Annotated in this window: 18 protein-coding genes; 15 read left to right on the top strand and 3 right to left on the bottom strand. The window is 47.8% G+C overall.

Annotation, left to right across the window (positions count from 1 at the left end):
• The first annotated feature begins 260 nt into the window (after positions 1-260).
• The 9 genes from NWAT_RS08635 (at position 261) to NWAT_RS08595 (ending at position 7,932) form a co-directional block, all read left to right on the top strand.
• Complete coding sequence (locus NWAT_RS08635; protein ID WP_232420079.1) at positions 261-992, top strand: tetratricopeptide repeat protein; 732 nt, start codon at positions 261-263, stop codon at positions 990-992.
• Positions 993-1,206: 214 nt separating this feature from the next.
• Positions 1,207-3,030: an asparagine synthetase B family protein gene (locus NWAT_RS08630; RefSeq protein ID WP_013220718.1), complete on the top strand. Its 1,824-nt coding sequence runs from the start codon at positions 1,207-1,209 to the stop codon at positions 3,028-3,030.
• Complete coding sequence (locus NWAT_RS17065; RefSeq protein ID WP_198342152.1) at positions 3,027-3,212, top strand: hypothetical protein; 186 nt, start codon at positions 3,027-3,029, stop codon at positions 3,210-3,212. The genes NWAT_RS08630 and NWAT_RS17065 overlap by 4 nt, the downstream gene beginning before the upstream one ends.
• Positions 3,213-3,568: 356 nt before the next feature.
• Complete coding sequence (locus NWAT_RS08620) at positions 3,569-3,757, top strand: hypothetical protein (RefSeq protein ID WP_013220717.1); 189 nt, start codon at positions 3,569-3,571, stop codon at positions 3,755-3,757.
• A gap of 62 nt (positions 3,758-3,819) precedes the next feature.
• Entirely contained in the window at positions 3,820-4,518 is a 699-nt protein-coding gene (locus NWAT_RS08615) for a GNAT family N-acetyltransferase (protein WP_013220716.1), read from the top strand.
• 18 nt (positions 4,519-4,536) lie between these two features.
• Positions 4,537-4,827, top strand: a complete 291-nt coding sequence (locus tag NWAT_RS08610) for an acyl carrier protein (protein WP_013220715.1) — start codon at positions 4,537-4,539, stop codon at positions 4,825-4,827.
• Positions 4,824-5,663 (top strand): hydrolase 2, exosortase A system-associated, encoded by an 840-nt coding sequence (locus tag NWAT_RS08605; protein WP_013220714.1) that lies wholly within the window; start codon positions 4,824-4,826, stop codon positions 5,661-5,663. Before NWAT_RS08610 ends, NWAT_RS08605 begins: the two co-directional genes overlap by 4 nt.
• Positions 5,664-5,734: 71 nt before the next feature.
• Positions 5,735-6,679: a hydrolase 1, exosortase A system-associated gene (locus NWAT_RS08600; protein WP_013220713.1), complete on the top strand. Its 945-nt coding sequence runs from the start codon at positions 5,735-5,737 to the stop codon at positions 6,677-6,679.
• A gap of 11 nt (positions 6,680-6,690) precedes the next feature.
• A complete protein-coding gene (locus NWAT_RS08595) occupies positions 6,691-7,932 on the top strand; it encodes a glycosyltransferase family protein (RefSeq protein ID WP_013220712.1) in 1,242 nt (413 codons plus the stop codon).
• Positions 7,933-7,938: 6 nt separating this feature from the next.
• Here the strand turns inward: NWAT_RS08595 and NWAT_RS08590 are convergent, their stop codons facing one another.
• Together NWAT_RS08590 and NWAT_RS08585 are read right to left on the bottom strand one after the other, a co-directional pair.
• Positions 7,939-9,171: a pyridoxal-dependent decarboxylase, exosortase A system-associated gene (locus tag NWAT_RS08590; RefSeq protein ID WP_013220711.1), complete on the bottom strand. Its 1,233-nt coding sequence runs from the start codon at positions 9,169-9,171 to the stop codon at positions 7,939-7,941.
• Between the two features lie 8 nt (positions 9,172-9,179).
• Positions 9,180-10,784, bottom strand: a complete 1,605-nt coding sequence (locus NWAT_RS08585) for an acyl-CoA ligase (AMP-forming), exosortase A system-associated (protein ID WP_013220710.1) — start codon at positions 10,782-10,784, stop codon at positions 9,180-9,182.
• Positions 10,785-10,901: 117 nt separating this feature from the next.
• On the opposite strand from NWAT_RS08585, the gene NWAT_RS08580 reads away from it, so the two are divergent.
• The 5 genes from NWAT_RS08580 (at position 10,902) to NWAT_RS08565 (ending at position 18,166) form a co-directional block, all read left to right on the top strand.
• Positions 10,902-12,317: a putative O-glycosylation ligase, exosortase A system-associated gene (locus NWAT_RS08580; protein ID WP_013220709.1), complete on the top strand. Its 1,416-nt coding sequence runs from the start codon at positions 10,902-10,904 to the stop codon at positions 12,315-12,317.
• A complete protein-coding gene (locus NWAT_RS08575) occupies positions 12,314-13,141 on the top strand; it encodes a sulfotransferase domain-containing protein (RefSeq protein ID WP_013220708.1) in 828 nt (275 codons plus the stop codon). Before NWAT_RS08580 ends, NWAT_RS08575 begins: the two co-directional genes overlap by 4 nt.
• Before the next feature lie 283 nt (positions 13,142-13,424).
• Positions 13,425-13,556, top strand: a complete 132-nt coding sequence (locus tag NWAT_RS17760) for a hypothetical protein (protein ID WP_269724249.1) — start codon at positions 13,425-13,427, stop codon at positions 13,554-13,556.
• Positions 13,557-15,620: 2,064 nt separating this feature from the next.
• Positions 15,621-15,941, top strand: coding sequence for an IS1 family transposase (locus tag NWAT_RS17430; protein ID WP_157679853.1), 321 nt, complete (start codon positions 15,621-15,623; stop codon positions 15,939-15,941).
• Between the two features lie 656 nt (positions 15,942-16,597).
• The gene (locus NWAT_RS08565) at positions 16,598-18,166 is read left to right on the top strand and encodes a hypothetical protein (protein ID WP_013220707.1); all 1,569 of its coding nucleotides are present in this window, start codon (positions 16,598-16,600) and stop codon (positions 18,164-18,166) included.
• Positions 18,167-18,310: 144 nt separating this feature from the next.
• On the opposite strand, the gene NWAT_RS08560 is transcribed toward NWAT_RS08565, so the two are convergent.
• Positions 18,311-20,056, bottom strand: a complete 1,746-nt coding sequence (locus tag NWAT_RS08560) for an asparagine synthetase B family protein (protein ID WP_013220706.1) — start codon at positions 20,054-20,056, stop codon at positions 18,311-18,313.
• Between the two features lie 420 nt (positions 20,057-20,476).
• Here NWAT_RS08560 and NWAT_RS08555 point away from each other — a divergent pair, with 420 nt between their 5' ends.
• A complete protein-coding gene (locus tag NWAT_RS08555) occupies positions 20,477-21,979 on the top strand; it encodes a hypothetical protein (RefSeq protein ID WP_013220705.1) in 1,503 nt (500 codons plus the stop codon).
• The last annotated feature ends 108 nt before the right edge of the window (positions 21,980-22,087 follow it).

Raw genomic sequence — 22,087 nt, 5'->3', positions numbered from 1 at the left:
GTATGCAATATACTTTCTTAAAAAATGCTTCATTGCCTTTTTGGTAATTACCAATATTGGAAAGTATATTCTATCCATATTGAACCCTGCAATTTCTGAGGATTCTGGAAAGTTTTAAGTGATCCTGGTCCATTCATCTATGGAAAAAGTGTAGGACATTAATGTTTTGTAGAAGGAATGTTTGTTAGTTTATGCACCAGGATTCTAAATGTACCATCTACTGATAGTTCTATCTTTTGTTAGAGATAGCCCGCTCTAGGTTGTTTGAAAAATCAGAAAAAGCCAAAGAAATAGGTATTGATGCTTCTCTAGAAGGAGGAGGAAATGCCAATATGAAAAGTCTAACATACCGCAGCATATTAGTTTCTATAGGCATTCTTGCAATATTACCAGCTATTGGCCTGGGCCAGCAAAGATGTGGAGAACTGCTTCCCGAGACGGCAAGGTATCATGATCGCCAGGACGATTATCTGGATCCGCATCCTGCCGTGCGGCGTCACCTGAAGCTGGTGAATGATTATCACTTTCGCCTTCAGATACGTCAGCTTAAGGGAAATCCTGTAGATATCGCAAACAATTTAGATTATACGCTTTTGCATTTTCCTAATTACCATGAGGCGCTGTATACCGCATCCCGATTCGAGCGCCTTCAGGGGAGGAAGTTGCCCCAGAAGGCAGAATGGACATGGCGCCGGTCTGCAGAATGCTACTTTATTCGTGCTATACGTTTTCGTCCTAAAGATGGTGTTGTAAGAATGCTATATGGCATACATCTACATAAAAGTGGAGAACTGGAACAAGCTCTAGAACAATATGAGATTGGACTAGATTTAATCCCCGACTCCTCAGAATTGAATTATAATCTTGGGCTGCTTTATTTTGAGCTTAAAAAGTACCAGCTTGCTAAAAAATATGCTGCCACAGCTTATGAGCTAGGATATCCTTTGCCGGGTTTAAAGACACTTTTAGAGAAAGAAGGATATTGGCCTTAATGAAGTGGTAATAGGCCGGCGGGTTAAGCGCCAATAGAATATTGCCTTTGGTATCTTTAAATTCCCTTCTAACACTTCTTTGTTTTTTTGAAACTATCATTCCTAGATCAGCCTCACGCTGTTTCTGAGATTATCGGCGCGCTAAGTTTTGCTGTATGTTCTAACAGTAAATTTTTTGAAGCCTGTTAAGGTAATGGGATAATATTTGACTATCATGATGGGACTTTGTGGGTTAGCCAATTTTTCTGCTAGAGAACTAAGGGATAAAAAGGTGCTCCGCGAGATGAGCAAAAGGCTACAGCTTCCACGGGAATTAGATATAGTCTCAATGGAGCGAGTAGCTTGCGCAGCGCCTGACCAGAAATTAGGTTTACTCCCGGACGGCTTGGTTGCCGCCATTATTGGTCAACCGTGGTGGTCGGATCCAGAGCTCGAGCATATTGCCCGTGAGCAAGGAGAGGGGGATGCTCTAGGCGAAGCTTACCGCCGTTACGGTACGGAGCTTTTGCAACGCCTTCATGGCGCTTTCGCTATTGCTATACTGGATAGCCGCTCTGGCCGGGCATTTGCGGCAGTGGATCGCATCGGGCAGGAACCTCTCTACTACATGGCAGCTAAAGGTGGATTTGTTTTTGGCTCAAGCGCCGATAGTGTGCGGGCTCACCCGAGCATTGATCCTTCACTCTCCTCTCAAGGGATTTACAATTATATCTATTCTCATATGGTTCCGGGCCCTGGCACTATTTACTCAGGTCTGCATAAGCTACCAGGGGGGTGCTATGTGGAGTATGATGGTAAACAAACTTGCATGAGGGATTATTGGGAGCCTCCCTTCGATGAAACCAATAACGTCCGCCTCGATGTATTAGGCGAGCAGATGCGCTCCCTTATCCTCCAATCCGTTAAACGACTCACCAAAGGACGGACGGTGGGCGCCTTTTTGAGTGGTGGCCTAGATAGTTCGACCCTGGCAGGTATGCTTGCCGAATTGCGGCCGGGCAATGCCAATACCTATTCCATTGGCTTTTCAGCGAGTGGGTATGACGAGATGGGTTATGCGCGCACCGCAGCTAGGCATTTTGGCACTCAGCAGCATGAATACTATGTCACGCCTGAAGATGTCTGTGCAATAGTACCTGAAATCGCTCGAGTTTATGACGAGCCCTTTGGTAATTCTTCAGCAGTGGGTGTTTATTATTGTGCCAAGCTTGCCGCTAACAATGGTATGGAATATCTGCTTGCAGGGGATGGAGGCGATGAGCTCTTCGCGGGCAATGCGCGTTATGCTAAACAGCAGATTTTTAAATATTATGGAATGGTGCCGCTTGTTCTGCGCAGTAGGCTATTAGAGCCGCTTTTATTTCGTTTGCCAGCGGCTGTTGGCGTAGTGCGAAAGGCGCAAAGCTATGTGCGCCAGGCAATGACGCCGTTACCGGATCGTTTAGAGGCCTACAACTTCCTTCAGCGGGAAGGCGCCCAGGAGATGTTTCAAGCAGATTTCTTAGCGACCCTAGTGCCGGAAGAGCCTTTATTATTGCAGCAAAAGCGATACGCGAAGCCCCAAAATGCTTCAGCGCTTAATCGTATGATGTATCTGGATTGGCAGCAGACCCTTGCGGATAACGATCTTCGCAAGGTCGGACGGATGTGTGCGCTTGCGGGGGTAGAGGTCGTTTACCCGTTGCTGGATGACCCCCTTATTGAGTTTTCCTGTACGGTGCCATCGTCGCTGAAACTCAAGGGACGGCGCCTTCGCCATTTTTATAAGGAAGCCATGGCTGACTTTCTCCCCCTCGAAATCATTAGAAAGGAAAAGCATGGGTTTGGGTTGCCATTTGGTTTATGGATGGCGGAGCATGTTCCGCTCCAGGAACTTGCCTATGAGAGTATTCTTACGCTTAAAAAGCGTCCCTATTTTCGTCCTGAATTCCTTGATCGAGCTATTGAGCTTCACCGATCTGAACATACTGCCTATTATGGAGATCTAATATGGATATTGATGATGTTGGAGCTTTGGCTCCAGGCGCATGGGCATTGAAATATAACCTAATCTCGGAAGAATTGAGTATCTTAAGAAGTGCCATTAAACGTTTTTTTAGTGTTGACGTTGAGATTTGGCCGGGGGGGGACCGGCTGGATGAGCGATTCCCTGGCGCTTTCCGCCAGTATATCTATGGCCCAACAGGGCGCAGTGATTATGATCTTCCCATGACCCTGTAAATCCTCAACGATTATGGACTTTGGGGTGTATTTTTTGCCGAGACGTTATTTACCCTCCGGTTTGGCATACAGCCACTCACGGAGTATGGCTCTCGCTTTTGGTGTAAGCGGGTTGGGGCGCATACGGGTAGAGCTGGATGGGGAAGATTCTTCATGGCCTGCTGAGGTAAGGAGAGGTAACCATCATATGGGAACCACACGTATGTATGCACCGAACCTCTAAGCGCGGGGAGAAAAGGGATAGGTTCCAAAGGTTGTTGGCATCTCTTCAAGTTTTTTTGATGATCGAGATGGCGCAGCTGGTATTGGTAGAGGTATTTCCAAGCTGTTCCTGAAGAACAAAGCATCGCTTTTTGATGGAGCGTATTCTCGCTACAGTGCCAGAGGCGCAGGGGATTTCATTAGCGGAGATATTGCGTCATAAGCCGAGATTAGTAATGGCCCGCCATCGGCAGGATTTTATCGAAGAACGAGTTATGCGAGTGGAAGACTGGGTACTTTCTGCTACTGAAGCGCGCTTATGCGAATTTTGCGCCCTCTTCTAGAAGAGTGTTCGGTTTGCTGAGAGTCCTCGCAGTAAATTGAGGATAGTTTCCAAACTATTTTGATGAAGAAGCTAATAGCACTGGGGGCTGAGATTGGGTGGTGGAACGCATTACTCTATAGTATCCACGTAATGCTATCCCGCTATATTCATCGGGCTGGTCTCTACAAGTATTACCTAGTAGCGCAACCGATAGGCAAAAAGCCTAACCTTCCGCCCCATCGTGGCCGCTCTATTCAGGTACGGCTGGTGGCGGAAGAAGATGGAATTGTTAAAGAATTTCCACGGCCCCAAGCAGCGATCCAAAGCCGTTACCAGCAGGGCGCAATATGTCTTGGCGCTTTTAATGATAATAGTTTTGCGGGGTACTTGTGGCTTAACTTGGATTCCTATGATGAAGATGAGGTTCGGTGCCGGTTTATCTTAAAGCCGTTAGGGGAGGTAGCCTGGGATTTTGATGTTTACGTGCGGCCTGAGTATCGTTCTAGCCTTGTTTTTGCCCGACTTTGGGATGAGGCAAATAGATATCTCCGGGAGCGGGGTGTCCTTTGGACCTTGAGTCGGGTCTCTGCGTTTAATCGCATGTCGCGGGAGTCACACCGCAGGCTTGGCGCGGTAGAAGTGGGTAGTGCGCTGTTTCTGGTGGTTGGTCGGCGACAATTTATGCTGTCCACGTGCCAGCCCTATCTTCATGTATCAAGTGGGCCTGCGAGTTTCCCTAGGGTAGAAGTTACTCCCCCTGATCATCTTATGTTGAATTAGAAGCTAGGAAAAAAGCTAATGAATGAAAATGTAGTAAGGAATGTAAATGCTGCCAGTGTAAATACTGTCGATGAGCTTATACTTATTATTAGTGAAGTATTGCAGCTTAGTGATCGGACGCGCCAGTCCATGGCGGCTGAAACGCGCCTGCTAGGGGCGGTGCCGGAGTTCGATTCCATGGCGGTGGTCTCTATAATTACCGCTTTAGAAGAGCGTTACGGTTTTATGGTCGATGATGATGAGGTGGAGGCATCCACCTTTGAAACAGTGGGGAGTCTTGCGGATTTCGTGAATAAAAAACTTTCATGATTAATTTGTCGTTAAAACGTCATATTTTTTTTCTACAGGGTCTGCTAGGGCCCCTTTGCGCTGTTTACTACCCGCCAGCAGGAGATCACCACTTTTCTAGGGAAGCTATCCTGCATGTTCCTGCCTTTGCTGAAGAAATGAACAAATGTCGACGCATGGTGGTTTTGCAAGCTGAGCAGTTTGCTAGCGCTGGGTATGGGGTGCTGGTTATAGATCTATATGGAACTGGGGATAGTGGAGGAGAGTTTAGCGAGGCGCGCTGGGAAATATGGAAGGCAGATCTGGGGGCTGCCTCGGATTGGCTGCGAGAAAACGGTGCGGAAACTATTAAACTTTGGGGTCTCCGGCTAGGAGGGTTGCTCGCGGTGGAATTTGCCTGCGAACATAATAATGAGATTCATGATCTGATATTGTGGCAGCCAGTAGTGGATGGCCGTTTAATGCTCACCCAATTTCTTCGGCTACGGCTTGCGGGAGAAATGATGGCGGGTAATAAGGGGGAGAATATGACCACCCTGCGTCAACGGCTTGCTGCCGGAGAGTTAGTAGAGGTAGGAGGCTACGAGTTAGCCCCGGATCTGGCAACGGCATTGGAACAGCACAGTCTTGGGGATCTTAGCCCTCCTGGGTCTATGGCTGTGAACTGGCTGGAAGTTGTGCCCAATTCAGGACGATCGTTTCCTCCTATGAGCCAGCGTATTGTGGAGATATGGTGCGGGAGCGGAGTTAGGGTGGCCGCTGCGACAGTGATTGGGAATGCATTCTGGGCAACCCAGGAGATCGCATTGGCCCCTAAACTTTTAGACGAAACTACCGTGCGCTTAGCTATCCATTAATAATTCAGTCACATATTTAATATTAAACGGGCAGACGTTTTTTCAGCGGATAATCGGAGACAGGTATTAGAATGAGGGAGGAGCCTTTTAAACAGGCGGGGTTAGACTGCTTCGGTACAAGAGAAAAAACTACTCTACGGGAAAATAGTAGCTATAGAACAGCAACAGCTCGGGAGATGCCGCTCACCTTTCGTTGCCTTGATGATTTTCTTGTTGGCATCTTGCACAGAGGTTCGGAGCATGCTACCCGGGGTATTCTTGTCATTGTTGGTGGGCCACAATATCGGGTAGGCAGCCATCGCCAATTTGTATTGTTTGCCCGCTGCTTAGCAGAAGCAGGGATTCCCGTATTTCGTTTCGATTATCGGGGGATGGGAGATAGCGAGGGTGAAACCCGCACCTTCGAGAGTATCGAAGGTGATATCCGTGCAGCGATCGATACTTTTCTGGAGGCTGCGCCAGGATTAAGGGAAATTGTTATCTGGGGTCTTTGTGATGCCGCCTCGGCAGCTTGTTTTTATGCCCCCTCTGATTCTCGCGTAGCGGGCCTGGTGATGTTGAATCCATGGGTTCGGACAGAGCAGGGGTTGGCGACCGTATACCTCAAACACTATTATCTTCGAAGGTTAGTCAGTGGCGATTTTTGGCGTAAAATTTGGCGCTTGGAATTTGGCTATACGGATTCGCTGCGCTCATTTAAAGGATTGTTGAGGAAAGCGAACTCTTCTCGGGGGAGAATTAAGGAAGGCGATTCTGAGAAAACCGCGTCACTTCCTAGCCGGGCTTATGACGCTCTGGCGCAATTCCAGGGACGAGTGCTTTTTATTCTTAGTGGTAAGGATTTAACCGCAGATGAGTTTCGCGATGTCATCTCGTCTTCGCCCGCCTGGCGCAAACTACTCAGCAGTACAAATATTGAGCGTCGAGAGTTGTCTGCTGCGGATCATACTTTTTCTCGCCGTATTTGGCGGGACCAAGTGGCTGAATGGACCCTTGCATGGGTACGGTCATGGTAAAGAGGATATTAATGATCGCTTACCATTTTCCGCCTGTTAGCGGCAGCAGCGGTATGCAGCGCACTCTCTCCTTCTCCCGTCATCTTCCCGAATATGGCTGGCAGCCCCTTGTTCTAAGCATTCATCCCCGTGCCTATGAGCAGCGTCGTGACGACCAATTGGCCGATATCTATTCGGGCACCCTCGTGCATCGAGCATTTGGGCTTGATACGGCACGCCATTTGGCGTTAAAGGGACGGTATAGCCGTCTTCTGGCGCTTCCGGATCGCTGGGTAAGTTGGTGGCTCGGAGCGGTACCAGCGGGACTGCGGCTTATCCGCCATTACCGCCCCCAAGCTCTTTGGTCTACGTATCCTATTGCTACGGCCCATCTCATTGGTTTAACTTTACACCGGCTGAGCGGACTTCCTTGGATTGCCGATTTTCGTGATCCCATGATGGAGGAGGATTATCCACCTGATCTTCGGGTGAGACGGGTATACCGATCTATCGAGGCAGCGGCGGCACGCCGGTGCGCGCGCGCCATATTCACTGCTCCTGGGGCGAAGTGTATGTATGCTGACCGTTATCCGGAACGCTCGGAAAAGACGTGGGTACTTATTGAGAATGGTTATGAGGATTCCATGTTTGATATGGTCTCTTTACCTCCATTGACTGACACTTCTAGGCCGCTTCGACTTGTGCATAGCGGTGTGGTGTATCCCAATGAACGAGATCCTCGGGCGTTTTTTGAAGCACTGGCAACCCTGCGGCGATCAGGCCGGATCACTGCTCAAAGCTTACAAGTGGTGTTCCGGGCTAGTGGCTCGGAGGATTACTTTAGGCAGCTTTTGCGCGAACGGGGAATCGCTGATATTGTGCGCTTTGAACCCCATATCCCCTACCGTGAGGCGCTTGCCGAGATGCTTACAGCGGATGGTCTTTTGATTTTGCAGGCAAGCAATTGTAACCACCAGATTCCAGCAAAACTTTATGAATACTTGCGCGCCCGGCGGCCGATTTTGGCACTGACGGACCCTAAGGGTGACACTGCAGGCGTATTGCAGAAGGCGGGTATCGAGACTATTGCGCCGCTTGATTCGGCTGCGGCTATCGCGACAACACTGCAAAACTTCCTTACGAGACTCCAGACTAACACAGCCCCAGTGGCAAGCGAAGCGGAGATTGCCCGGAGTTCAAGAAGTTGTCGTGCTGCATCCTTGGCTGCGCTCCTGAAGGAGACGGTTTCCCCGGATTGCAATTTGGAGAGGTAACAATGGCTACACCAGCACTTCAGCTGGCGCTGGATGGCCTAGGAAGCCCAGAGGGCTTGCAGAACGGCCATAGGCTCCGGACTGGAAAACGACGATAAGATCGCCTACCTCAGCTTGGGCAAGATCCATACGATGGGCCAAGATATCGAGGGGGGTGCAGAGCGGTCCTACAACGCTGGCAATTTCGCGGTCTGAGCCTTGAACCCGGTTACCTACTACGACCGGGTAGTTTTTGCGAATGACTTGCCCAAAGTTGCCGGAAGCAGCGAGATGGTGGTGAAGTCCGCCATTCGTGATTAGAAATACGTGGCCACGAGAGATTTTACGATCAATGACTTCGCAAACGTAGATACCGGCCTCGCCCACAAGATAACGGCCAAGCTCAAGGGTCACTTCAGCTTCAGGTAGCTGCTGTTGTACCTTGGGGAGGGAGGCCGCGAGATTATCAGCGATGGGCCTAAGATCGAGAGGTTTATCGCCTGGAAAATAGGGGATACCAAAACCACCGCCAATGTTTAGCAGTCGCACTGGCGCGGGGGCTGAACGGGCAAGTTCGAGAGCCAATGTGAACGTGCGTTCCTGGGCTTCGATAATGGCTTCAGCTCGGAGATTTTGGGAACCACTGAAAATATGGAAACCCTGGAAATCCAGGTCGAGCGCGCTGAGCCGAGCCAGCATGGCGGGAACGCGTTCAGCATCTATACCGAAGGGCTTAGGCCCTCCCGCCATTTTCATCCCGGATGTTTTCAATTCAAAATTGGGATTTACTCGCACCGCGACTTTGGGACGGTAGCCTTGTTTTTCCGCCAAATGGGCGATACGCTCCATCTCTCCTTCGGATTCCATGTTGATAATGATTCCTGCCGCTAGGCTAGTCCTGAGTTCCGCATCGGATTTCCCCGGACCAGCAAAGCTAATAGTTTTGGGTGATATGCCTGCATCTAAGGCTATTTTAAGTTCCCCTATAGAAGCCACATCAAGCCCATCCACCAGCGGTGCTATATGGCCTGCCAAGGCTGGCATGGGGTTTGCCTTCAGCGCGTAATGAATGTAGATTTCGGACGGTAAATGAGCGCGCAGGTGTCGGATTCGCTCACTAATCAGACGACGCTCATAAGCATAAAAGGGAGTGCTGCCGACACGGGCCGCAAATTTCGTAAGAGGAACGCCTCCGACGAGGAGGCAGTCATCCTTTACTGGAAAATAATCCACGGGTGAATGGGGAAGAGGTTTGTTCATAGAGCATTTTATTCCTTGAATAGAGACTCAAATTTTGCTGCTAGGGCGCGTCGATCGATTTTGCCATTCGCGTTTCGAGGTAAGGCATCCGAAGCGATTATGGTAAGTGGGACCATAAAATTCGGGAGTTCGGCGCGACAGGCAACTAGTAAATCCTCGGGGTTAAAATCGGCGCTATCTAGTTTTACTATAGCAACTATCCCTTGGCCAAGTTTTGGATGAGGTATGCCGACGACAGCAGTCTCAGCCACAAAACCTGTTTGGTACAGTACCTCTTCCACTTCCGTGGGACTTACCCGGTAACCAGAGGTTTTGATCATCTCGTCTTGGCGGCCGATAAAGTAGAGAAAACCATCTTCATCCATGCGTACCGTGTCACCAGACCATACGGCGATCTCCGTAAGGGGGAGCTCAGGGAGTTGCCCCGGTGCAGGGCGGAAACGTTCCGCCGTTTTTTTAGGATCGTTCCAGTAACCCATGGCTACTAGGGCGCCACGATGAACCAATTCTCCTGGCTCTCCAGGCAGGCATAGACTACCATCCTTGCGGGCTACTTGGATTTCCACGTTGGGGATAGCTTTGCCAATGGAATCGGGGCGTTTATCAACTTCTTCAGGAGGAAGATAGGTGGAGCGGAATGCTTCTGTGAGTCCATACATCAGAAATACTTTGGTTTGAGGCAAAGATCGTCTCAAGGCCGCCGTGGCTGCTTTGGGCATTCGGCCCCCCGTATTGGCAATATACCGCAGGGTATTCACGGCTTCGGGGGGCCAGGCAAGGGAGGCAAGTTGGACCCAGAGAGGGGGTACGGCGGTTATCCCTGTGATCCCATGGCGGGCGATGCTTTTAATGACATCTTTTGGCAGTAGATATTCCATTAGTACTACGCTTGCACCGGTAGAAAAGGCAGTCGTGAGCTGACTAAAGCCGGCGTCGAAGCTTAAGGGTAGTACTGCGAGCAGGCGATCGTTGAAATTATTTTCCAGATATTGAGCTACGCTTTGTGCACCCGCGACTAAGTTTCGGTGGGAGAGTACCACGCCCTTAGGGCGTCCCGTGCTTCCAGAGGTGTAGAGGATGGCGGCCATATCGCTGTCAATGCGGCGATGTCCTAAAGACGGGGCACCGGCTCCCAATGATAGGAGACTCTCCCATGAGATAGCCGTTGGGTGGGTAAGATTCTTAGCTGCTTGGGTAGGCGCATCCACGATTACTAGGTTTCGCAAATCGTGGCATTCAGCAAGTTCATCTTGTAAAAGATCGGTGCGGTTATCAGCGGTGATAAGCACTCGGACATTGCAGTCGCGAAGGATATAGGCAACTTGCCGGGGTTTAAGCAATGGGTTGATAGGAACGAACACGCCGCCGGCGGCCGCGGCGCCAAAGAGAGTAACCACGGTCTCAGGACGTTTAGGCAAGTAGACGGCAATGCGCTCAGAGGGGGCAATTCCAAGGGCCAGAAGCCCGCGAGCACAGGCTTCAACCGCGCTACCGAGGGAGGCGTAACTTAAGGTTTGATCGCCATGGATCAGTGCTGGCTCGTCTGGGCGTTTGAAGGCATTATCGAGCACTAAAGAGTGCGCTAATAGGTTTGTGGAATGAATTCTTGACATAAAACTCTATCCGTGCCAGTTTCAATAAGATTTGGCGTAAGAAAGCTAAAATTTCGATGGCTAGTGCCGAAAAAATGAAAACTACTTTTACAAAAACCACTCCAGTATAACTCGCTAATGCCGTTTCGCGATATCCTGATCACAGGGGTTATTTTTGCCTTGCTGCCTGTTTGTTTTTTACGTCCATGGATTGGTATTTTAGTATGGACATGGATAGGCATTATGAATCCTCATCGGTTGACGTGGGGGTTTGCCTGGAATATGCCCTTCGCGCAGATGGTGGCAATTGCGATATTAGGGGGGCTGCTGCTGGTGCGAGACAGGAAGCCTATTGCCTGGACACTGGAACTTCGACTCTTATTGGTGCTTTTTGGGTATATGACCTTTACCACATTTTTCGCTTGGGCACCTGAGGATGCTTGGCAACAATGGGATAAGGTGGCAAAAATTTTTTTAATGAGCTATGTAACGACGATGCTCATCTATGGCAAACAGAGGATTTATTGGCTGTTTCTAGTCGCAACTCTGAGCCTAGGTTTTTATGGCTTTAAAGGTGGTGTATTTACTATTTTTACAGGTGGACAGTACCATGTGATGGGGCCTGAAAACTCTTTCCTTACCGGGAATAATTTTTTAGGTTTAGCACTAGTGATGGGGTTACCCCTGCTTCTAGTTTTAGCGCGGCACGAAGAGCGAGTTTGGTTACGGAAGCTTTTATATACTACCTTTGCCCTTACTTTCATCGCTATACCGTTCACTTACTCGCGAGGTGCTATGTTAGGGTTAGCAGTGGTTTCTATGCTGTTATTTATGAAGTGGCGTAATAAAGCATTATTGGTTATTTTGCTTATCCCTATTGCTTTCGCTGCCCTAGCATTTGCCCCTGAAAAGCTCTTTAATCGGGCGGAGAGTATTCAAGATTACAAAATGGATGCCTCCGCGATGCAGCGTATCGCAGCATGGAATTTGGCATGGAATATTGCTGTGGATAGGCCGTTACGCGGTGGTGGATTCGACTACGAAGGCGATTCTGTACGGTGGTATACTTACCTGGATCCTGAATACTTCGATGTAATAAAAGGCAGGCATGTTGCTCATAGCATCTACTTTCAAATGCTAGGACAGCACGGTTTTGTGGGTTTTGGCCTATTTATGATAATCTTATTTTTAACTTACCAACGGCTAGGACGCCTTAACAAACAGACTTCGAAGTTTTCTGAATTGCAGTGGATAGGGCAATATGCCTGGGCATTGCAAGTAGGACTTGTTGGCTATGCCGTCAGTGGAGCTTTCTTGAATCTGGCCTATTTTGACCTTTATTATCTCTTTATTGTTTTAGCCGCATTGCTTTGGCGGGAGGTTTTGGCCGATGGGCGAATAACTAGCCGCCATTCATCTGCAGTCTTTGCAAATAATAAGAGGATACACTATGGGCAGTCTTCTCTGCGTGGCCAAGATAAATTATCTTCTTTAAGCAAGGAGGGACAGAAGAATGAACGTCTCCCTGAAAAATGGCCTGGAAGGCGTCTATGAAAAGTCAAGATGGGCTCGTCCGCGCACTTGCGAGAATCAAGTACCATTCCTTTCTTCTCAAGAAACAAGCTTATCAAACGCTTTTATCTTCGTCCCGCGAGGGTGCCAAGCAGATCTTCTTTATTGCAGGAGTCCAGAGATCAGGGACTAATATGCTGATGGATGTCCTTGAGCGAAGCTTTGAGACCATGGTTTACCATGAGCGTGACCCGCGTGCTTTTAATGGTTATGAGATGCGGCCACCGACTGTTATTCATAGCCTAGTAAGAACCGCTAGCGCAAAATATATAGTACTAAAAGCACTTTGTGAACTCCAGGAATTACGCTGTCTGATGGATACATTTAACCCATCAAAGGGGATATGGTTGGTGCGCCATTATGAGGATGTTGTAAATTCACACTTAGATCTTTGGACCGGCATGCCAGAGAGCATTCGACGTATTGCTGGAGATCGGAATGCCGCTGGATGGCGTGGACGGGGGATGTCGGATGAAACTCATGCCTTAGTCAGGTGTCTTTATCATCCTGAGATCAGCAATGCGTCAGCCTGCGCGCTCTTTTGGTATTTTCGTAATGTGCTTTTTTTCGAGCAGAACTTGGATCAGGACTCACGTGTACGTTTGGTAGGTTATGAGCAGCTTGTCCAACACCCTACCGAGGTATTTAATGAGTTGTTTACTTTTCTCGGAATCGCTTATAAACCGCATGTGAGCCGTAAAGTAGTTGCTAGTTCCGTGCGTCGAAGATCTCCTCCTAAGATTGATTCGGCTATTCGTCAAATATGTGATCAATTATTAGCCCGTATCGAGCGGGTGGCAGTATAACCAGTAGTGAATAGTTCTACCTCCACCATTAGGGCCAAATGGGGTAAAGGAAATGGTCCAACTGGACGAAAGAGGAGAAACGTCTATAAAACCACAGAATATTTTAAGCGTTTTCCTCTGGGGCGATTGGTTGAAGTATTATGGGCTATAGGGTAGGCGCTGTCGGTTTTTGCGGTGTAATTAGGGCTTTCCTTTGTAAAAGGACTTTATTTGCAGGGAGCGGACGCCCTGCTGCCCACATTATTACACAAAATTATGGTGTTTCTGGCGGACAAAGCCTACGATGCTGCAGCAACGCGTGCTGGTATTGCTCCAGGAAGCGGGGATTGAGGCCGCCATAGCTCCTAAAGCCAATAGAATTGAACAGAGAGAATACGATGAAGAGTACTCATCTTCAGCCAACGTAGAACTCTGATGGATTCCCACAAAGCTACGCCAAATTCTGTTCAGGCACATAATCGGGGAATGATGCCCAGGAGTAAATCAAGTCAGTACAGTTAATCGGGTAATCAGGTTGCCTGATGACGGCGGCAGCAAGGAACAAAATTGATAGGATGTTACGATCACGTACGGTGTTAGCTTGGAAATGGCGGTGCCCTTGGTTGCGCTTGGCATGGCAGCTAATCCACCATAGAGATAAGGTAGCCAGTGCACCCACCAAAAGGGGGAGGTTGAGTCGTTTGATATTCCTCGAACGAGGGATGGTAATACCGAATCGGTATATATCACTTTTCCAATCACGGCAACACTCCTCGGTCTGCATCCGTTTACCGTGAAGGGCTATAATGCTTTTGGGCGAAAACTCCTCTGGAGTGAGGTGGGTTGCGATTAACCTCGGGTCGCGTTGCTGTTTCTTAAAGACAGTTTCGATACTACTGTGTTTGCGGTGGTGTTCAACGCAGCGACAAGGATGGCGTCCAGAACAGCCTTTTTTGAACAGATGAAGATGGCAAAGATAGGGGCACTTATGAGAGAGTTCGGCTGGACTGAGATAAGTGGGCGTTTACGCGAGAGTAGTCGATATTTAATACTATTGCGAATTCGCCCAAGCCAATGCCAACTGAGATTTTCGGCAGCCTTGAATCGCGGACCACGAAATCGGTCACCCATGACGATAATCGGTGTACAATTTTCAGGGAGTTATGAATACGAGGGCTGTTATACTGAGTAGAGTGTAGATGGCCTCATAAATGGGAACCGAGCGCCCCTCGACAGCGATGGCAGCACGCAGCAGCATCAGCCGTTCGCGTTCGATGAGGTCGGACCAGTTAATAAGGATGATAGGGCGCTTATTGGAAGCGCAAAGGTAATAGCAAGGGCCTTGTAGATCCCTTTGCGCTCACTTTGAAGATGGATATTGGACAACAGGCAATCCATGCGTTTGTTGGTGACCAGGGGGGTAGATATTTAATACTGTAGAATTTTGGAAAGGCATTTTTGCATAAAAGTGGTACCGGTTTTGCGCATATCAACGTGGAAATAAAAATATACCTTGGAGTTCCAATAATTAGATGGGTCGTGTTTTTTTACCACTTCTCTGAAGCGATCGTGCTTGTCTTAGTATGTCGTTGAAGGGAAGGCCCCAGTGTGTAGTGTAGAACGGGTTGGTCATAAAGAAAGAGGGCTTTTTGTTGCCATAGACGTAATAGCAGCGACATGAATCTCTTTTTTAGAACGGTTGCAAGCTCTGAATTTGCGCCTGACAACAGAGGATTGTAATGCTTTTTCAATTGTATTATTAGTTATTTAATCAAATGTGATCTAGCTGTTGTAATGGCAGAAAAAAGAATATTTGTTTTTGATGGTTGATACGTTTGCAGATTGCCATTGTTTAGGGCTTATTAACCGCTTGTGTGCGTCTGGTTAACTCTAAATTATAGATGATTTACTTAGGATTTTGGGGTAGAGTCAATAAGCGTGAGTCCGGCCAATGGACTCCGACTCAGGTTATTAGCCCTTCGTTTGCAGACTTTGTAATCGGCTGAGTACTCTTCGCTGCTAGACTTATCGGTGGTGCTCAAAAAGTAATGCTTTGAATTTGTGAAAACAGAGCGACTCCGTTGTAATAGGAAGCAACCAATGAACAACTTGCGTTGCCCACGTTGCGAAATCGCATATTAAGAAAAACGGTCGCCCCCACTACGGTAAACAAAATTACGCCTCTCTGGTGCGTGGTTGACAGTTTGTGGCTGACGCCCATCGAATTGACGAGACCAGGCGCACCTTGGTCAAAAAATGACTGCTAGAGCGGCTGTCGTTGCGAGGTATTTGTCGGGTACTGGAGGTGAAGCTCGACGTGGTTGCTGCAGTTTATCGATGAGCTATACGCGCCCTTGACTGATGATCTAGGTGTTCAACCGCTCGGGCCATTGAACTCCTTTGTCTGGAAGTCCAAGCTGATGAATTGTGGAGCTTTGTCGGTTGTAAAGCGAATAAGCAATGGCTCTAGCTGGCGCTCGATCCATGCTCACGCCAAGTAGTGGCCTTCTATATCGGCGACTGCTCACAGGACAGTGCCCATCAGGTGTGGCTACGTCTTCCGACAAGCTATCGTCAACAAGCTACCTTTATCACTGACAATAATGGGGAGGCCTATCGGGGCATTATTCCTACAGCGCAGCATCAAATTTGTCCCAACGGCTCGGGGCAAACTAATGCCATCGAACGGTTTAACTGCACCTTGCCCCAGCGCGTCTCGCGCTTGGTTCGTCAAACCCTGTTATTTTCGAAAAAACTGGCTAATCATATCGGTGCAATCAAATTCTTTATTTGTCATTACAACCAAGAAGTCATACGATAATTCTGAGCAGCATTACTTTTTGAGCACTACCGACTTATCTTTGATTTTTTAAGGATCCGTAGTATAATTACCTATATTTTGCCTTCTATCTGGAATGTCCATTAAGATCATTAGCTGAGGAGTTTATCTTCACGATCATACTAACTCTGTTTGTTAGAATAGTGATTGTGCTAAAGCCTTTGCTAAATTGTTAATATAGAGTGATTTTTATAGGTAATTTATGAGGTAAGTCTTAGTAGGTGAAGTTCAATACGGAAGAAATATTTTGACCACATTTCTGTATTTGTTAGCCCGCTTATAGCCGTTACCTTTTTACTCCTCTTACTCCTCAAACTACCATCACCAATGATTTTATTATCATACTATTGGCAAGGCTATTATCGGTAGGGGCTTTGTAGAAGCTATTCATACATGTCTTCTTTCGCGTTAAGCACCATGATTAGAAGTTTTATGGCCTGGGGTGCAGATTTTGTCCTAGCACTCCTGCTATTCTGGCCCGCGGTATTTTCCCCTGGTATGTCCACGCTCCAAAATTTGTTTCATTGGCTAGTAAAATCCTAGTTAGTGCTCTCCTTGGCTATGTGGGAATCTTCTTAAGGTGAGCGCTTCCTTTCTTCCAGGTGGCTATTGAGAAAAAAAATGCTAGCGAGTAGGGTATGAGCTTTCGTTTTTGTTATCGTAAAAACACCTCGATTCCCCGATTGTCATGGTGTGCGAAAATTATTAAGGGGAATGATACGATATTTGTCGAGCACGGCTCCTGGGTAGAACAGATAGCTACTTTCTTTGTGGAGGGTGCTTGGCTGGGCGATTTTTCCAAGGGTGGATTGGGTGAGTCCGAAGTCTTGCTAGGATCGGGTGGTATGATTAGCGCCAGCGAAGTATTTTTTTTCCCCGCGACTTACCCTACCGAACGGCTGCACAGTATACGCAATGGAGATGTACTGTATATTTCTAACTCCTTCTGTTATCTGTTAGAGGCCAGCTCACACCAGCTATTAAGCAGTTATGGCTTCTACGAAACGGATTTTTTCTCAATTCTGCAAGGGTATAACAAAGCGGTAACTTCAATTCCCCTCGATGGAAAGCACCAGGCTACTCTTCACTATCATGATGGCATTGCGGTTGGCCATGACCTCATTCAACGGCGAATATCTCGTCCTACGCCTCCTGCATTTACCGATTATACGGAGTACATCGATTACCTCGCTAAATCTATTTGTGCTATTTATGATAATGCTACAGACCCTGCTCGAACTATTCGGTATACGCCGTTAAGCTCACTTTCAACGGGTTATGATTCGCCAGCGTGTACCGCGCTTGTTAAGTCAATTGGTTGCACGGAAGCAGTAACGTTTGCTGATTCGCGACACGGGCATATGGAGGATGCAACCGACATTGCCAAGGCACTTGAAATTACCTTACTGCCAATTGAACGGGAAGCCTATCTTGAGTTGGAACAATATCCCGAGGCTGAATTCATGGCTAGCGGAAACGGCGGCGACGATGTTGTTTATGCACCCTTGAGTACCGTACTTGAGAAGCGGATTTTCGTAAAGGGGGATTTCGGCGATGGTTTGTGGAAGGTCACTACTAAGAATGTCAACCACCACCGCTACGGGCGGTCCACAACCGGCGGCCTCGGTGGTTCCATGTCTGAGTTCCGGCTACGGGTAGGTTTCTTGAATTTACCTATTCCTTTGTTAACGATGTACAGGCGGCCTGAGCTTAATAAAATTTCATTATCCCATGAGATGGCTAAATTCCGCTTAGGTGGCTGGTATGACCGTCCTATTCCGCGGCGAATAGCTGAGGAAGCGGGGGTGGCGAGGGAATCTTTTGGTACCATCAAGAAAGCTGTGACCCAACCTACGTGGGTTGCCAGCAATATTTCGACAATGTTTACTAAAGAATCTTGGGATGATTTTCTACAGTTTCGAGAAAGGAAACTTAGCAACCAGCCTCATGAGCAAGCTATCACCCGGCACATGGCGGAGGAGGTGAGAGTTCGGCTATTTCGGAAGATACGGTACGGAACCTTGGGGTGGTATCTTTCCAAAGCCCGGCTTAGCTCGCTTATAGAGATATTAAATCTAGATGTCCCCCGCCCAGCATCGGGAACCTTTTCAGGTAGGGAGTATAGCTTGCTTTTTCATTGGGCTGTGGAAAAAATCCGTAAACGATACGCTTCTACAGAGCTGAAATCCGCTTCTAATTCTAATTGAGCAATCTCTATACTCTACCTATACTAGATTATGGCAACTCCCTGCAAGGGGAGTTGCCTGAAAGCTATACGAGATGCAGATTGAATTAACCATCTACTCGCCTGGTCTCTTCCTCTCTCACTTTTTAGTACTACTTGGGAGAAACTAGATAATAGCCGAAATGAGATGGGATGCATTCACTACTCTCATGATCATTGCACACTCTGCTTCGGATGGTCGTTGTAACTCGAAGGCGCCTATCCTTTCTAGGACGAAATCAACATCTACGACCTCTTCTAGTAGTTCACGGCTGTATTCTAATTGGGCAATGATTTGTTGCTGGTTTCTTTCTAGTGCTCGCGATCTATCAATTACGCGCGGCCGTTCTGATGGCGGTAGCGCGGTATCCGTTCTCCTGAGAAACCGGGTAAGCTTCCGAGAGGCTCGTTGAAACAGATCTCCTGCGGGTGATACTGGACGGTGGAAAAGATCGGGGAATAACTGGTGGTTTGCTCGCCTGTAAAGGCGTTGGCGTTCTAGATCAGATAGGGCCAGATTTGTCCATATTTTCCAGATGGCTGGATGATAGAAGAAGCACACGGGAAGCAGCGCCGCCCCTATATCATTAGGCTGTGAGGCTACCCAGCGGCGTTGACGGCAATAAAAATCAAGATGAAATGCCTGCTGGTGTGGGAAGGCAACCTCTAGTTTTTGGGTAATTTGCCGAAAGCTAGCGGCGAGGTTATTAGGGAGATCTCTGCGCCATTTTTTTCGGATTCCAGGCCACTCCTGCCATTCCCAACTTAAGCTCCAATGAGTCCAGTAATTGACCCAGTCGCTTCGGTTAAATTGCTGCGAGCTAAGGTGTTTTCCTGTTAATGCATCTCCCAAGTAGCCGATCACGACTGCATCTGCTTCGTTAGCTAACATGGTCCGCCAGCTATGTGCCCAGCCTGATTGCTGTAATGGACCGATAGTACCCAGCGTCTGGATATTTATTTCCCAGTCATCCCAAGAGGCATCTGGAATTTTAAAGAGATGAGTGCTATAACCAACACGCTGTGCGATGGACTGGGCTCCTATCACTTCGGTGCTGCCGGGCTGCCCGAAAGTGTAGAAAGACATCTCTACGCCGGCTCGCTGGAGATAAGCCAAGGCAGTTCGAGAGTCTAGGCCGGCCGATAAAGAAAGAGCAGTTCGGGCCGGTAGAACCTTCTTCCAAGAAAGAGCGGCTTCATAAAAGGCAGCTTGAACTTGAGTAATCTTCTCAGCTTCGGTCGCTCCGGCCATCTTATCGCCGTATTCAAGCTGATGGCTACGGATAATACGAAAATCGCCAGCATCCCATTGGTAAACGCAGCCCCCGGGAGCGAGCTTTATGCCAGGCGTGATGGTTTCTTCTCCTAGGTTGTAACCTAGGACCAGAGCGTGGCAAAGGGCTTTTGGGTCAATACCTTGGCTGCTGCTAACCGTTTTAGCAACAGCCCAAAAATTATCGGAAAATACCAGCCCACCGGAGGTTTCCGTAACATAGAGCCACTGTGCTCCGATAGGGTCTGAGGCCCACTGGATAGGTTTATTTATGTCATGGGGCACGGTTATAGCGATCCATCTTCCCGGTAGCGACCAAGCTAAAGGGAGATCTGGGGAAAGTGCATCGGTTTTTTCTAAATAGCTTACGTATTCTCTAATGGGGATATCGGCGAGGATGACAAGTTGGCCCGTTGAAAAGGGTATTATATTTATTCGAGGTCGACTGTTGGGAGTGCCTGCTATGGTCGTGATAGCCAGGCGAAAGTCAAACGTTCGGATTTGATCGGGCGTACCATCTCGATGGATCCGTTTAAAAAGTGCCGCCAATATTTGGCTAGCCTCATGCTTTGCTTGAAGAGACAGCACGCCAAAAATCATGAGAAATTAATAGCTCTTGCGCTTGTATACGATTGCCCATAACCGTGAAATAAGGGCTTTGGTGCTTCCGTGGATGAGAAAATTAATTAAATTTTTATTAGACGCTAGCCACCGTTCTGCTGAATAGAATGGTTTCCCAAAAATATGTATGCGTATTAATTTTGTCATTACTGAGTTTATCGCTAAAACCACTTGCCTTTATTAAGACGTGATTTAGTTTTTTTCTATCATCTTAGAGATAGTAAAGATTAATTTTTTAATATATGTAGATTAATATATTTCAATTCAGTTTAATTAATCATTAAATAAATTGCTAGTTTTTAGAGCGGATTGCTTTGGCTGGCGGTGAATAACCAATGCCTAAGTGGTGAATATTTCGCATTAATTAAAGCCGACACACAAGTAGGGTAAATAGATACTATGCATTTTAAATATCAATTAATGAGCGGCTGGCCCTGTCAAGCATGGCTTGCGGAATGTTACAAAGGTAATCAAGAAATTATTATTTACCATGGTTCACGGGTAGAGGTTACCCCGGATTTCTTTTGTGAAGCGGTATGGCCCGGATCATTTGAGGCAGGAGGATTTGATCAAACTGATGTAATTGCGGGAAGCGGAGGACGGATAAGGGATTCAGTCATGATATTCGTCTCGTCTGGATCGACGGTTGATCGTTTGAATATGTTAAGAAGGGATAGAAGCGTATGGTTGTCCAATTCACTTGTATGTTTGTTATCTGTAGTTGATGCTTATCTAGATCCAGCATATGGATTTTACTATAAAGATCTGTATTCAGTTGTTTACGGTATCGATAATTACAAGCGGCTTTTAACAACTTCTAAAGGAGATGTCGAGCTTGTTTATTTCGATAATGTGCGGTGGGATGGGAACATGGCTTCTGTCGTTCCTAAGCCTAGCGTAAATAGGGAGCTTGCTAATTTCGGACAATATCTGGGTTTTCTGGAAAGTACCATGGAGCAGCTGGCGGAAAATATTTGTTCTCCCACCCGTTCCAAACACCTGCGTATGTTAGGGACGTTGTCTACGGGATATGATTCGCCGACGCTAATGGCCTTGGCTAGTGGAGTTGGGTGCGATGAGGCGATTTGCTTTGATCGGACTCACCTCAACGAAGAGGATAGTGGGGAAGGCATAGCCAGTTATCTCGGTGTGCGCCCCATCGTTTTGTCAGGTACCGCATGGCGATGTTTGCAGAAACCGGAAATTCCTTTTATTGCCGCCAATAGCATGGGAGAGGAAGTACGCTTTAGTGCAGCGGCGGAGACTTTAGCGGGACGGGTTCTTATGACGGGTTATCATGGCGATAAAATGTGGGGCAAACGCACTAAGCATCTGGGCGCCAATATCGTTCGCGGTGATCCTTCTGGGCTGGGTTTAACTGAGTTTAGACTATGGGCTGGTTTTATTCATTGCCCAGTCCCGTTCTGGGCAGTTCGGTCTATAGAAGCGGTGAATAGGATCAGCAATGATCCCGAGATGAGTCAGTGGGATATCAGTGGTGAATACAGCCGTCCCATATGTCGGCGTATCGTCGAAAATAAAGGAGTCCCTCGAGAAGCCTTCGGTATGGAGAAGCGTATGGCGTCAGTAATAATTCATAATTACGATGAGTTTCTAACACCCTCTTCTTTGCAAGATTTTTTAATCTGGTTAAAGGAGCATCGATCGACATGGTGGAAGAGGGGAAAAGTACCTCCTCTCGCTAGTGCCAGTTTGGATCGGTGGTTTCATCAAACCGTCAATCGTTATGCCGAATGGGCCAAGCGGAAGCCGGCTATTTGGCGTACAGCAAGCTGGTTCGAGGGTAAGCCGACTTACCTCAGGCAATTTATCTTTCCTTGGGCTATAGCGCGAGCTAAGGACCGATACAGCAAGTTTACCATGCTTGAGCTGCGCAAGTAATTTAAGTACTCGGATTGCTAGACGATAACTTATGCTACGTTGAGGGTGTGGACACTGCCCGCGATCTCCCCATTTAGCAGATTATCGGGGATATTACTTAGACGTAGG

It is taken from the genome of Nitrosococcus watsonii C-113 (assembly GCF_000143085.1).
GTDB classification, from domain to species: Bacteria; Pseudomonadota; Gammaproteobacteria; order Nitrosococcales; family Nitrosococcaceae; genus Nitrosococcus; species Nitrosococcus watsonii.
This window is presented reverse-complemented; position numbering and strand designations above follow the sequence as displayed.